Raw genomic sequence first — 14,341 nt, 5'->3', positions numbered from 1 at the left:
GGCCGGGGCTTCGGCGGCGGGCGCCGCGGCGGCCTTGGCGCCGGGTGCCTTGGCTCCGCCCTTCATCCCCAGGCCACCAGGTGCCTTCGCCGGACCCTTCATGGCCAGACCCTTGACCGGAGCGGCAGGGGCTGACGTGGCCTCGGCCTCGGCCGGTTCCGCGGCGGGTGCCTTGGCGCCGGGTGCCTTGGCCGCGCCCTTCATGCCGAGTCCGCCGCCGGGAGCCTTGGCCGGGCCCTTCATCGCCAGACCGCCGCCGGTGGGCGCGGCCTTGGCGGGCGCGGGAGCTTCGGCGGCCGGGACGGGCTCGGGCTCCGCCTCGGGCTCGACCTCGGGCGCCTTCGGCTCCTGGATGACGGTCAGGTTCTCGGTCAGCACCGAGGGCTCGACCCGCTCGATGGCGTCCAGCATCAGCTGGGCGACGTCCACCACCTCGACGCCTTCGCCCTCGCCCTTCTCCTGGCGCGCGGTGACGCCGTCGGTGAGCATGACGCGGCAGAACGGGCAGCCGGTCGCGATCTTCGCGGGCGAGGTGGTCAGCGCCTCGTCCACGCGGTCGATGTTGACGCGCTTGCCGAGCTGCTCTTCCATCCACATCCGCGCACCACCGGCGCCACAGCACATGGACCGCTCGCCGTGCCGGGGCATCTCGACCAGGTTCGAGCCGGACGCGGCCATCAGCTCACGCGGCGCGTTGTAGATCTTGTTGTGCCGACCCAGGTAGCAAGGGTCGTGGTAGGTGACGTTCTGCGACACCGAGGCCACCGGGATCAGCTGCTTCTGCCGCACCAGGCGGTTGAGCAGCTGGGTGTGGTGCACGACCTCGTAGTTGCCGCCGACCTGCGGGTATTCGTTGTTCAGCGCGTTGAAGCAGTGCGCACAGGTGACGACGATCTTCTTCTTGCGATCCTCGACACCCTCGAACACCGAGTTCAGCAGTTCGATGTTCTGCTGAGCCAGTTGCTGGAACAGGAACTCGTTGCCCGCGCGGCGAGCGGAGTCGCCGGTGCAGGTCTCCTCGGCGCCGAGCACCATGAACTTCACGCCCGCGGTGGCCAGCAGCTCGGCGACCGCCTTGGTGGTCTTCTTGGCGCGGTCCTCGTAGGCGCCCGCGCAGCCGACCCAGAACAGGTACTCGTAGCCGTCGAAGCTGTCGGCGTCCTGACCGAAGACCGGGATCTGGAAATCGAGTTCGTTGATCCAGTTGAGCCGGTCCTTGGCGTTCTGGCCCCAGGGGTTGCCCTTGTTCTCCAGGTTCTTGAACAGGCCCGCGAGCTCGGACGGGAACTCCGACTCGATCAGCACCTGGTAGCGGCGCATGTCGATGATGTGGTCGACGTGCTCGATGTCCACCGGGCACTGCTCCACGCACGCGCCGCAGGTGGTGCAGCTCCACAGCACCTCGGGATCGATGATGCCGCCCACGTCCTCGCCGCCGACCAGCGGACGCTCCGCCTCGGCCTTCGCGGCCTCGGAGATCTTGGCGAGCTTCGCCTCGTTCGGGTTCCCCTCGGCGTCGACCAGGCCGACCTCGCCGCCGCCCATGTCCTTGCGGCCACCGGCCAGCAGGTAGGGAGCCTTGGCGTACCCGTGGTCGCGCAGCGACATGATCAGCAGTTTCGGCGACAGCGGCTTGCCGGTGTTCCAGGCGGGGCACTGCGACTGGCAGCGACCGCACTCGGTGCAGGTGGTGAAGTCCAGCCAGCCCTTCCAGGAGAAGTCCTCGATCCGGCCGGCGCCGAAGGTGTCGGTGTCGGGGTCGGCGGTCTCCATGTCGACCGGCTTGCCCTTCGACATCATCGGCTTGGCCGCGCCCAGCGCGACGCCGCCGTCGTCCTCACGCTTGAAGTAGATGTTGAAGAACGCCGAGAAGCGGTGCCAGGCCACGCCCCAGGTGACGTTGCGGCCGACGTAGTACAGGAACGCCATGCCGGACATCAGCTTCACGAACGCGAACAGCGCCACCATCGTGGTGTTCGCGGGCAGCAGCTTGGCCACCTGCATGGTGAAGAAGTCGGTGGCCGGGTCGGAGTGACCGTAGGCGGCGATCTTGCCGGCCTTCACGAAGATCATGCCGAGGCCCTCGAGCAGCACGATCGCCTCGATGACGTAGGCCGGGCCGAACTTGGAACCGCTGAAGCGGGAAAGGCGCTCCGGCAACCTCGGGTGGTTGAGCTGCCGCAGGATGATCAGCGTGAGAATGCCGACCACGGTGCCGATGCCCAGGATCTCGTCCCACAGGTGGTAGATCGCCAGGTTGCCGATGATCGGCCAGTGGAACGCCGGGTCGAACGTCTGCCCGTAGGCCTCGAACCACAGCATGGCTCCACCGATGAAGCCGATCATCACCAGCCAGTGCGCCCAGCCGACGGTGCGGAATTTGTTCATGCGCGTGTGCGCGATGAACTCCACGAGCATCTGCTTGAAGCGCGGAAAGAAGGGCCGCCAACGGTCCGGCGCCGGCTGTCCGATCATGATGGCGCGCGCGATATTGCGGACGCCGCCGATGAACGACGCCCAACACAGGAGGCTGAGCGCCGCCCCAATCGTGCCCAGCGTCACTGTCAGGGCATTCATGTCGCGACCTTTCTATAGAGGCACCACGAGCGCGGCTCGTTCTGTTACCGCCTCGGTTGGCTCGTATCCTAACTGGCAGTAAGTTACCCGCCAGTAATAACCCTGTCCATCGTACGATCAGCTTTTGGGCTATAGCCCCATATGCTGGGGCTTGACCCTCTATTTACCTGTGATCAATGTCACAGTAAATTCCCCCGATCGCGCCGACGAGTGGTCGATCACCACCGTAAACGGCGAAGCATTCCGTCCAGTCGGTAAGGATTGGCTTAGTCCCCATGCCTGATAAGGGATCTCGCTTAAAACCCGGCGTTCTATTAGGCTCACGACGTTCTGATTGCCGCGACCGTCTTCACACTGCTCGGGGAGGATCCGGAGCCGACCACCCGGATTTGCTGTACAGAGCTCTCGCGTGCTGAAGACCAGTGGTAACGCACGACCTGATGATGGATTGGAAACTGAATTGAAACTCCGCAGAACCACCGCGGCGGCCGCGATGGTCATCGGTGCGATGACCATCGGACTTGGGACCGCCCATGCCGAGCCGGCCGCCGCTACGCCCGACCCGATCCGGTACTCGGTCAAGCTGGTGGAGAAGACCGTCGTGACGACGCTCAAGGGGGGCACGTTCGAGCTGGCCAAGTCTTCCGAGGACGTCAAGGAAGACGACGTCTACCGGATCAAGGACTCGCAGGGCAACGCGGTCCTCACGCTGCCGATCGCCTTCAAGGTCGCCGACACCGTCGTCCCGGTGAAGCCGGTCGTGAAGGAAGACGACACGGTGCTCGAGCTGACGCCTGAGCAGGGTGTCACCGTGCCCAAGGACAAGCCGGCCAACGCGGTCAATGTCGTCGCGCAGCCGATCGCATCGCCGATCGAGAACCAGCGCGCGCAGAACGAGTTCGCCAGCCAGTTCGGCATCGCGACCGCCGTCGGCGGCTTCCTCGGCACGGCTGTCGGCGTCATCGGCGGTGCGGTGATCGGCTGCATCCTCGGCCTGCCGTTCCTCGGCGTCGGCTGCATCCCGGCCGCGATCGCGGGCGCGGGCATCGGCGGCATCCTCGGCACCGTGGCGGTCGGCGGTCCGATGCTCGCTGTCGCGGGTATCGACCTGATCAACACGCTGCAGGCGCCGGAAGGCACCACCAAGTGGGCGGACAAGCCGAGCGAACCGAAGTAATCCCTCGGTCCCACCCGCGGATCATCGGCGGCCCGCTCTCCTTCGGAGGGCGGGCCGCCGGTTTGTTTCTACCCGGTCAGATCCAGCAGGCCGCGGACGACATTCTCGCCCAGTTCCTCGCCCAGCCTGCCGAACGAGCGCTCCACCATCTCGAACGTCCCGTCCTCGCGGACGACCAGCACCGTGCTCGCTCTGGTCCCGTGCACGGTGTGCGCGACGAATCTGGCCGAAAGCGCCCGCTCCATCTCGTACGGGACGCCGGTGCGCGGCAGCTCGTCGTCAGCGGCTTCGGTGCGGTCGGCCAGCACTTCGAAGTAGCGGTCCACCGCTCCGGGCTCGGTGCGCACGACCTCGCGCAGCTCGCGCACACCCGCCCGGATCTTGGGCCAGATCGGCTGTGGCGCGATCAGATCGGCATCCCCCAGGGTTGGACCAGCCGACGTGACGAATGTGCCGTTGGAGAGCCCATGGAAGCCAGCGGCGAGTTCGCGTGGTTCCGCGGCGCTGCGGTTGGAGTGCCACCACAGCGTGCGCAGGTCGGAGACCACCAGGTTGTAGCCGTTGTAGTCGTCGGGAGCGGCGGCGACGTCGAGCACGTACTTCTCCGGGCCGGGGAACTCGCCCGCCGGACCGCGGTCGGAGGCGCCGCGCAGGAAGTCCATCAGCAGGGCGCCACGGGACCGGGCATCGAGGCGTTGATCGGCGGGATTGCGCACGTTGGTGACGGCCGCGAAACGATTGTCGCCGTGCGGCTGCGTGCTCAGGCCCAGCCAAGTGCCCGGGGGTTCGCCCTCGGCCCGGCCGGTGGCCCCGGTATCGCGTCCGGCGAGCAGACCGGGCGCTTCCGGCCACCAGCGCATGGACTCGGTCGGCCGGGTGTAGAACTCGTCCCGGTTGGCGGCCACGATCAACCGGTATTCCGGGTGGGCGCGCCAGCCGATCAACACCAAACACATGGGGACCAGAATGCCGGACCGCTGCCGCGTGCCATGCGGCCTTTCCCTCTGCGGGCCGCGTAAGGGCAGTGGAAAGCCCCTCAGACGGCGAAAGGCCGGCAGCTCGACGCTGCCGGCCTTCACGCGTTCCCGCGGTCAGTTGGTGCGGATGCGCAGCCCCGGGTTGTCGGAGAGCACCACGTGCACCGGCTGTGCGAACAGCTGCGGCACGTTACCGGTGAGCGCGCCGATCAGGTTCGGGATCTCACAGATCGGGTAGTCGGCGACCGACGACGCGCTGGAGATGCCGAGCGCCAAACGGCCGGTCACGATCGGGCCGCCGCTGTCGCCGGGCAGCGCGCAGATGTTGGCCGAGAAGCTCTGGGTGAGTTCCCGGTCGCCGACCTGCACGGTCTGGTCGACGGCGTTGACGATGCCGCAGCTGAAGCCGGTGCGTGCGCCGGACTTGCACACCGGAGCGCCGACCACCGGGGTCGCCACGCCTTCGACCGGGATCGGAGCCGCGCCGGGGGCACGGACGCCGTTGTTGGCGAAGCGGTCCTTGGCCTGGTCGTTGATCCGGATGATCGAGTAGTCCTGCTCGCCGAGCACCGACTTCTGGAAGACGCCGAGCTGCGCGCCGAGGCGGTCGCCGTTCATCTCGTAGACGCCCGCGGCGTTGCCGCTGCCCGCGGACGGGATGTCCGGGTTGCAGTGACCCGCGGTGATGTTGACCGTGTTGCCGTTGCGGTCGGTGCCGTTGAAGCCGAGCGAGCAGCGCAGCGAGCTGCGTCCGGCGACCGAGGCGTAGCCGTCACCGCCTGCGAGCGCGCCGCGCGCATCGCCCGCGATGTCACCGGCCTGCAACGTGGCCTGCTCGCCGGCCACCGGCGGGGCCATCACGATGACGCGCGCCGGGTCGATGAAGTTCGGCATCGGCAGGCCCGCCTGATCGACGCGGACCGCGATCGCGTTGTTCACGGTGTCCACCACCGCGCCGCGCACCATGGACCGCACCGCTTCCGGCTGGCCCTCCAGCCAGCGCTCGAACGCGCTCTTCTCGCCACGCAGAGCCGCTTCGCTCTTGGCGACGTTGCGGACCTCGAAACCGGCCGACTCGGCGGCCTTCTTCGCCTCGTCGGCTCCGGGGCCCTGCGCCAGCGCCACGACCGCCTTGCCCGCGTCATCCAGCCAGGAGCCGCCGAACACGGCCGGGTACTGCCGCTGGGCGGTGGTGGCGAACGCGGCCACCTGCTGTGCCAGCTCCGCGCGGTGCAGGTACTCGTCGGGCGAGATCTTCAGATCGCGGGTGACCGCGGCGACCAGTTCGGCGGGCAGACCGGGAGCCTGGTCGGGTTGAGCCGTCGCTACTGCCGCGGTGGGCCCGAACAGCAGTATCGCCGCCGAGGCGGCGATCACTGTCTTTCGGATTACGGTCTGTCGCGCAGTCGAGCGGGGAGGTCCTATACGTGGCAGGAGCATGAGCAGACTATATGGGGTTTGACGCGGTATGCCTACTCAACTTGTGGTTCCCGACTCCCTTATAGCCCTGCGACCGGTGATATGTCGATCGACACACCACGCGGGTGTGCGCTCAGCTCGCGTTCGGCCGGGTGCGCACGCTGATTCCGCTGCCGATTCCGCCGCCGGAAGAGGCGTCGATGTCGGCCAGGATCGCCCGGATCGGAATGCCGAGGGAGGCGGTGCCGCCGTATTGCGCGAGCGCGATGTTGGCCTCGTTGCAGTTCGGCGCGTCCGCGGCGTTGGAGCCGCTGGTGATGCCCAGCGCCAGCGTGCCGGACACGATCGCGCCGCCGCTGTCGCCGCCGAGCGTGCAGGCCGAGCTGGCGAACCCGCGCACGGTCTTGCTCTCGCCCTCGGCGGTGTAGAGCTGGGTCTCCACCCGATCGGCCACGACGAAGCCGCAGGTGAAGGTGGACGACTGGCCGGACTTGCATACCGGGGCGCCGGTGATCGGGTCGGCGGTGCCGGTGATCGCCAGCGTGGTGCCGTTGGCGCCGCGCACCGAGGGCTGGTCCATGCCTGCCCGCACCGCGCGCTCGTTCAGCTTGATCACCGAGTAGTCCAGCGCGGACTGTCCGCCCAGCGAGGCGCGCACGAAGGTGCCCAGTTCGGGGCTGGCCGGGATGTCCCGGACGTTGGGCAGGTAGACGCCCGCCTCCTGGTTGCCCTTGCCGAGGTTCGGATCGCAGTGGCCCGCACTGATGTTCAGCGCGTTGCCGGAAGCGTCGACGCTGTTGAACCCGAACGAGCACACGTCGACCGCGCGCAGGGACGAGTCCTGGAGCGAACCCGGGGCACTGATGTAGGTGTCACCGCCCATCGGCCTGCGCTCGACCGGGCCGCCGCTGTTCGGCGCCAGGATGACCTTGATGTTGGCCAGGAGCGTCGGCAGGTTGAGCATGTGCCCGGCGGGAGTGTTGGCGACGCTGAGCACCAGTTGGCTGTTCAGGAAGTCGATCGCCACGGAGTTGATCGCCTGCGAGATCTCGCGCGGCAGACCGGTGATCCACTGGTTGAGCTGTACCAGCGAGCTCTCCAGGCTGTCCGCCGACACGGGGGCCAGCCGGGTCTGGTAGCCGTCGGCCGCGGCGATCTTGGCGGCGTCCAGTGAGGTGACCGCCATGACGGGCTTGCCGTCGTTGCCGATCCAGGCGCCCGCGTAGGAATCCGGCCGCTCCGAACGGAACTCACGCGCGTAGTCGCGCAGCTGCTGGGCCCGCGCGGCGCGGTCCAGGTACTCCGTCGGGGTCATCTTCAGATCCCGTGCGATGGCCTGCACGAGTTCCGGTGGGAGATTGTCCGCGGCGAGCTGCGCCGGGGCTTCGGGAACCGCCGAGGCGGTGGTCGTGCCGAACAAGGGAGCCAGGAGAACGGTCGATGCGATGGCGACAGCCTTGACCGCGGCGCGACGCGCCACCAACTTGCGCATGAAGTCCCTTCGTCGGCACGCACGTGCCAGCTAAATCCGTGGCCACGGGCAGAATCCGTTGGCGCACAGTCTTCGTCCAGCAACCGACCGGTGTGGCGAAATTCATCCGACAACCCGGTCAGCGCAACACTCTAAGCCACAAACCCGGAAAGGACGCTACTAATCACCGACTACCCGGTATTCCCATTCCGGGGATGGTGGGGATCTGCGGCAGCTCCTGGCCGAACGGGTTGGTCGTGCGCGTCGTGGTCCGCGTGGTCGAGGTCCGAGTCGTGGTGGTCGGCGGTGTGGTCGTGGTGGTCGGCGCGGTGGTGGTCGGCGGCGTTGTCGTCGGCTCCGGCGTCGTGGTCTCGGTGGTCTCCACCGGCGGCTCGGTCGTCTCGGTGGTCGTGGTCGTCGTGGTGGTCACGACCGGCGGCGGGGCCGGGAGCACCGACGTCGGCTCGGACTTGGCATCGGGCAGCGGCGGCACCGGCGTCTCGCCGCCGTCGCGGAACAGCAGGGCAACCACGATGCCGCCGAGCACCAAACCGATCGCCGCGGCGCCCGCGATCAGCAGCGGTGTGCGTTTCGGTTGCTGCGCGGGAACCGTTGGCTGCGGTTGCTTCTCGGCCTGCTCCGGCTCGTCGGCCGCGATCGGCTCGGAGATCGGGATGGCCGCCGAGTACGCCTGCGGCTGCGCGTCGGCGGCGGGCACGGCGGGGATGACGATGGTGTCCACCGTCGAGTTCTCCGCGGTGGTCGGGTCCGGCGGGGTGGCCCCCGCGGGGGTGGCGAGCACCGCTGCCAGCGCCCCCCTGGCCGCGTCGTGCGCGAACGACCTGCCGTCGGCTCCGGTCGCGGCGCTGGGCAGATCGCCCTCGCTGACCAGCAGCACCGAGCGCAGACCCAGGTAGTCCAGTGCGTCGCGCAGCGAACGCACCTGCTCGGCGGGCCAATCCGCCGGATGCGTCGCGTAGAACTCGGCCGCTCCGCTGAGATGTTCGGCGGCCAGGTTGATCAGGCAGAACAGGGCGGTCGCGACGAGATCCTCGGCGCGGTAGGCCTCACCGTCGTCGACCGGGATGCCCGCCGGATCGCCGACGGCGGCCACGAAGCCGCTGATCGAGTGGGATTCCCCCGTGGGCGGGGGACCGCCGAGTTCGGCGTCGCCGTCGTCGGACATGTGCAGGACCGACTCCCGGACGATGTACTGCGGCTGCTCGTCACCGTCGGTGACGATGACAGCCGTGCACTCGTCGTCGGCGACGCGCAGGCCAACCCCAGTGGCCATCCTCACCTACCTCGCTTCGGAGTTCCCGCTGACGGAACCGCACCGGTCACACCAGAAGCGAACCGTGTCCCATGGCGCGGAGCATCGACAATAACTCCGAACGGGAACGGGCACCGACCCGGCGTCGGATGCGCGCGACGTGGTGCTCGACCGTCTTCGCCGAAATGTACAGGCGCGCACCGATCTCGCGGTAGGTGAGCCCGAGCAGAACCAACTCGGCCACTTCGCGTTCCCGCTCGCTGAGGATCGCGGCCTGCGGTGGCACGGGCGGCTGGGGAGCGTCGCCGTTGTCGGCGGCCGGTGCCGCAGGGCGGGCCTGCGGTTCCTGCGGACGGGCGTCGGCACGGACGGTGCGGGCCAATTTGAGCAGCGCGGTGGCCGTCGCCGAGTCCGGCGCCGCGAGCGCCGCCTCGCTGGCCAGCCGGGCGCCGTCCCAGGTCATGCCGATTTCGGTGAGGGCGGCGACCGCCGCGTGCACCGGTGCGCTGGCGACCTGGCCGCGCAGCACCAGCACCCAGGTGCGGCCCGCGTCGGCGAGTACGGCGGCGTGCCGGTCGCCCGCCTCGGCCGCGGCCTTCAACGCGCGCGCGTGTGGCAGCAGTTCCTCGGGGCTCTCGTGCGCGATCGCGGCCTGCACGCCGTACCAGTGGAAGGCGTTCGACCACGCGGGCGGATCGTTCAGGCGGCGCAACAGCGCCAGCGCGGCGTCCACCAAGGGCGCGATCCGGCGTTCGTCGCGCATCCGGATGGCGGCCAGCCACAGTTCGCCGATCGGCAGCAGCGCCAGCAGGTCCGTCTGCACGTCGTCGAACAGCGGGTACGCCGCCTGCCATGCGCGGGCGAGCGCGGTGTGGTCGCCGCTGCGCCGGGCGAGACCGACCGCGACGCCGTGCGCCAGCAGCCGGTCGCGCACGTCGAGCCGGTCGTGGTCGAGCGCGGCCACGGTGGCCGCCGCGGCGCGCTCGTCACCGCCGAGCATCGCCGTCCACGCCGCGAGCACGTCGAGTTGGTGGCAGCGCAATCCGCTCGCGGTGGCCCGCCGCAAGGCATCTTGGGCACGGCGCGGCTCGCCGGTGCCGAGCGAGAGCAGCGTGGCGATCGAGGCCGCCGTGCACGGCAGGAAGCGGTCAACGCCCGCGTCCGCCTGGGTGGCCTGGACCAGCGCCGATACCGCCGCCGCGGTGTTGTTGCCCGGCTCGATGGTGTCCGCGAGCGCGGTCGCGATCAGCCGGGCATGCGCGCCCGCTTCGGTCGGCGGCCACTTCGTCGCCGAGGCGGACATCTCCCGCGCGCCCTGCACGTCGCCCGCCAGGCACAACACCGTTGCGCCGACCGCCCAGTCCGGGCCGACCCGGTGCCCTCCGAGCCAGGTGTACAGCTGCGCCGCGCGGCCGACCAGACCGCGGCGGGTGAGCACCCCCGCGCAGATCCGCACCGCCGTCGCGAGTTCGGCGCCGGTGCTGCCGGAACGCGCGAGCATCGGCTCGGCCAGCCGCATGGCGGTGTCGCCGTCGCCGGTCCGGGCGGCCGCCTCGGCCCAGCGCAGCGCGATCGGATCGAGTTCCGCTCCCGCGGCCGCCGCGGCGGCGTAGTAGCGAACCGCGTCGCGGCCGGCCTGCTCGGCGGCGTCGACGAGGAAGTCGGCGAGACGCGGATCGCGGACGCCGGACTCGGCCAGCTGTAGTGCGGTGCGGTCGCGCAGCAGGCCCGCCTCCAGCCGGGCGCCGAGCAACCGGCGCTCGACCGCGACGAACCTGCGGTCGCCGAGCAGCGTGCGCAGGGGGGCCACGGCGGGTTCCAGCAGCAGGTCGGCATCGGTCACCAGGGCGCTGGCCCTGGCCCGGTCGATGAGATCCTGCGCGACGGCCTGCTCCACGCCGAGCACCTCGGTGAGTTCGCTGGAATCCAGGCCCGTGCCCGTGGTGGCGACCACCAGGGTCTCCAGCAGGTCGGGTTCGAGATTGTCCAGCAACCCGCGCGCCCACGCGGCGACGGCCGTGTCCACGGCGGCGATGCCGGCGTCCAGACGCGCCGAGCAGGCGGCCGTGAGCGCGGCCACCACGCCGCCGCGGATACCCGCGGTCTGCACGTGGATGTGCTGCGCGACCTGGCGCGGCACCATCATGCCGAGTTCCCTGGCGAACGGCGCCATGTCCGCGACGCCGAGCGGGCGCAGGTCGACGACGCGACCGCGCCGGGCCACCGCGTCGGCGAGCATCCGCAGCCGTGGGTCGTGCGGGCGCGGCTGGGCGGCGATCACCATCGTGCGATGCCCGGATTCCACTGCGGCGCAGAGGTATTCGAGGTCCAGTCGGCTCAGCGTGTGGGCGTTGTCGATGATCAGGGCCGGGCGGGCGATATCGGTCGTCACGCCTGCCGTGCTCGCCGTGCGTGGCACCGGGTGCGAGCCGTTGCGCGCGTGCGCGTGCTGGAGGGCGGCGATGTCGTCCTGCAACGGGACGCCGCGAGCGCGCAGGCGAGCCCGGATCTCCCCGAGCAGCGTCGACTTGCCGGTTTGGGAGCGGCCTCGGATGAGGTAGACCACCGGCTGGTCGTCGGCGGAATCCAGATCGCGGAAGATGTCGCGAGCGCAGGGGAGGGTGTCGAAAGCGGTATCAGCCACCGGATCCTCCCAGGATCTCGCCGGGAGCGCGCAGGACCGTGCCGAGGGTGTCGCCCAGCACGCCGGTCGGCAGGCTCGGGGCGGTCGGCGGCGTGGGCCGGGGCTGCTGCTGGGTCGGCGCGGGCGGGTTGGCCGGTGCCGGTGCCGGTGCGGGGGCGGGGGCGGGGGAAGGCTGTTGGGGCTGGGGCTGCGGCGCGGATTGCTGCGCCGGGGTGTCCGCGGGCGCGGGGGCGGGTTGATCGGGATTCTGCTCGCTGTTGACCACTGCCACGGTGGTGCCCTGAGCCGCGGACGAGGGCGAGCCGGCGCGCGGCGCCTCGGGCTTCGGTCGGCCGCCGGCCGTCGCCGAGTCCGTGGCGGCGACACCGGACGGTGCGGAGGGGTCGCCCGCCTGCGCGCCCGTGGTCGCGGCGATTTGGGCGGCGCCGCTCGTGGACCGCTCGGTCGAGGCCGGATTGTCGGAGCCGGACTGGATGCCGGTGCCGATGGCGAGCGTGCCGGTGGCCAGCAGGCCGATGGCGACCGCCACACCGGCCACGACCGCGAGGCGTTGTCTGCTGATCAGTGCGCGTCGGCGCGCCGGGGGGTCCTCGGGCAGCGCCGCCAGTCCCGACGAGGGAAGCGCACGGGGCTGCGGCACGGTCTCGTCCTCGGTCACCGGAGCGACCAGGGGAAGCTGGTCGGTCTCGGCGGCGAGCAGATCGGCGGCAAGCAACGCGGCGCCGCGTGCGGTGGTGTGCTCGGGGTCGGGGGCCGCCACGACGGGCAATCCGAACTCGGAGGAGACCAGTTCGGCGACCAAGGGGATGGCGCCTCCTCCTCCGGTGAGCAGGACGCGGCCGACCTCGCCGATATCGAGCCCGGCCCGGTGCACCGCGTCGCGGATCAGGTCCATCGCACTCAGCAGCGGTCCGCGCAGCAGGTCTTCCAGTTCACCACGCACCAGACGCACGGTGCTGCCGTGCGGATCCGCGGGGTCCACCCGCACCGGAACAACGGTCGCGGTATTTATGGAAAGCTCTTCTTTCGCTTTCCTGCAGCGTTCCCGCAAAGCCGATAATTCGCGTTCCACCACCGGATCGAACGGATCGAAATCCGCCGCGAGTACCGCATTAGCCAGGACATAGCGCATGGTCAGCAGATCGAATTCCGCTCCGGCCACGTCGGTGCTGCGCAACGGTGTGCCCAGCAGACTGGCGTGCTCGCCGGTACGTACCACCGAGACGGTCGAGCCGGTCGCGCCGAGATCGAAGACGAGCACCGCGCCGTCGTCGCTCCTGCCGTGCGCGGCGTCGAGCCAGCGGATCGCCGCGGTCGGCTCCGGCACCAGCGTCACCTCGCCCAGCCCGGCCCGTTCCAGGGCGTCGCGCTGGATGTCGACGGTGTGCCGCGACCACCAAGCCGGGTGGCAGGCGACCGTCGCCTGGACACCGCTTCGCCCGGTCTCGGCGGCGATCTCGTCGACCAGGCACCCGATCGAGGTCGCCACCAGGTCCGGTGCGGAATAAGAGGAGCCGTCCTCGGCGAGGATGCCGACCGGGTCGCCGACCCTGGCGAGGAAGCCCTCCAGCAGGATGTCGCTGGAATGGCGGCCGGTGGAGCCAGCACCCGCGCCTAGCGTGGGCGCCATGTCCGGCGACAGTCGCAGCACGCTCGGATGCGAGCGTAGGTAGCCGCCGCCGGACGGGCCGAGGCCGTCGTCGCCATCCTCCGTTGCCGCCACGGCGACCGAATTCGACGCCCCGACAGTGATGCCGAGCGCCAGGCGCTGTGTCATTCGAGAACCCCGTTCGAGAAGGTGTCTGTTCCGGTGTCGCTGCTGTATGTCCGAGCTGGTGCGCTGAGCGATGTAGTTGCCGACGCAACCGTTCTGTCGGTTGCTGGCCATCCGCCGTTACTTCGTTAGGGGGACGATTAGGGAAATTCCCCTAATTTCGCTCTCACCCCTATCGGATGGTCTCGGCCGGTAGTAGGGGTTCGCCCCGTTTCGGCGTAACGCGATGGGCTCCTAGCGTGATTTGCATTCCAACGACTGCGGATCAGCGAGGTCCGCCGGGACTCAGGAGAAGATTCTCATGACACCCAACGCGATTCTGGAGTTCATCCTCGGTCTGCTGCGGAACCAAGAGGCCGCGGTCGCTTACTGCGCCAACCCGACCCAGGCGCTTGCCGCCGCGGGCCTGAGCGCGGTGACCCCGGAGGACATCGCCCTCTGCGCCCCGATGGTGGCGGAGTCGGCGCTGGTCACCGGCGGTTCCCAGTTGCAGTCCATCGTGGCGGCAGGTGCGCAGACCGGAACCGCCGCCGCGATCGGCGCGGCGAGCACCGTCGGCGCGGCGGCGGTGGCGGATGCCGGAGTCGACCTCGGCGCGGATCTCGGCGTGGACCTGGGTGCCGGCGCGGGCGGCGGTCTCGATATCGACCTCGGCGCCGGTACGGGCATCGACGTGGGCGGCGGACTGAACAGCGCGATCGAAACCGGGCTCGAGCTCGGCGCGGGTCTGGGCGCTGGACTGGCCGCGGGCCTCGACACCGTGGTGAACGCGGGCGCTGACCTGTCCGCCGCCGTGGGCGGCCTGCTCGGCGCGGGCGCTCAGGTGATCAGCGGCATCGGCGCGGGCCTCGACCTGGACGCCGACGCCCAAGGCGCGGGGAACATCGCCGCCGGACTCGAGAACGGCCTTTCCACCGGCATCGATGCCGCAGTGGGCGCGGGTGCGGGCATCGGCGCGGGCCTGGAAGGCGCGGCGGGCCTGGGCGTCGGGCTGGATGGCGCGGCGGACGCGGCGGCGGGCCTGGGCGT

9 protein-coding genes are annotated in these 14,341 nt (G+C 70.1%); 2 read left to right on the top strand and 7 right to left on the bottom strand.

The window, feature by feature from the left end; all coding sequences use genetic code 11:
* Positions 1-2,577: (Fe-S)-binding protein (locus tag ON21_RS28265; RefSeq protein WP_039802810.1), on the bottom strand; the 2,577-nt coding region annotated here is incomplete at its 3' end.
* 460 nt (positions 2,578-3,037) lie between these two features.
* Here ON21_RS28265 and ON21_RS28260 point away from each other — a divergent pair.
* Complete coding sequence (locus ON21_RS28260; protein WP_039802808.1) at positions 3,038-3,754, top strand: DUF8020 domain-containing protein; 717 nt, start codon at positions 3,038-3,040, stop codon at positions 3,752-3,754.
* A 68-nt stretch (positions 3,755-3,822) separates the two neighbouring features.
* Here the strand turns inward: ON21_RS28260 and ON21_RS28255 are convergent, their stop codons facing one another.
* From ON21_RS28255 to ON21_RS28230, 6 genes are all read right to left on the bottom strand, one after another.
* Entirely contained in the window at positions 3,823-4,710 is an 888-nt protein-coding gene (locus ON21_RS28255) for an NRDE family protein (protein ID WP_039802806.1), read from the bottom strand.
* A gap of 135 nt (positions 4,711-4,845) precedes the next feature.
* Positions 4,846-6,108: a S1 family peptidase gene (locus ON21_RS28250; protein ID WP_245562767.1), complete on the bottom strand. Its 1,263-nt coding sequence runs from the start codon at positions 6,106-6,108 to the stop codon at positions 4,846-4,848.
* 175 nt (positions 6,109-6,283) lie between these two features.
* Positions 6,284-7,642: a S1 family peptidase gene (locus ON21_RS28245; RefSeq protein WP_039802805.1), complete on the bottom strand. Its 1,359-nt coding sequence runs from the start codon at positions 7,640-7,642 to the stop codon at positions 6,284-6,286.
* 163 nt (positions 7,643-7,805) lie between these two features.
* Positions 7,806-8,915 (bottom strand): hypothetical protein, encoded by a 1,110-nt coding sequence (locus tag ON21_RS28240; RefSeq protein ID WP_039802804.1) that lies wholly within the window; start codon positions 8,913-8,915, stop codon positions 7,806-7,808.
* Positions 8,916-8,961: 46 nt separating this feature from the next.
* The gene (locus tag ON21_RS28235) at positions 8,962-11,538 is read right to left on the bottom strand and encodes a LuxR C-terminal-related transcriptional regulator (protein WP_039802803.1); all 2,577 of its coding nucleotides are present in this window, start codon (positions 11,536-11,538) and stop codon (positions 8,962-8,964) included.
* Positions 11,531-13,315: an Hsp70 family protein gene (locus tag ON21_RS28230; protein WP_051021427.1), complete on the bottom strand. Its 1,785-nt coding sequence runs from the start codon at positions 13,313-13,315 to the stop codon at positions 11,531-11,533. Before ON21_RS28230 ends, ON21_RS28235 begins: the two co-directional genes overlap by 8 nt.
* Positions 13,316-13,613: 298 nt before the next feature.
* Here ON21_RS28230 and ON21_RS28225 point away from each other — a divergent pair.
* Positions 13,614-14,341 (top strand): IniB N-terminal domain-containing protein (locus ON21_RS28225; protein WP_039802802.1); only part of this gene is annotated, 728 nt, incomplete at its 3' end.

The organism is Nocardia araoensis NBRC 100135 (genome assembly GCF_000308435.1).
Classification (GTDB): domain Bacteria; phylum Actinomycetota; class Actinomycetes; order Mycobacteriales; family Mycobacteriaceae; genus Nocardia; species Nocardia araoensis.
This window is presented reverse-complemented; position numbering and strand designations above follow the sequence as displayed.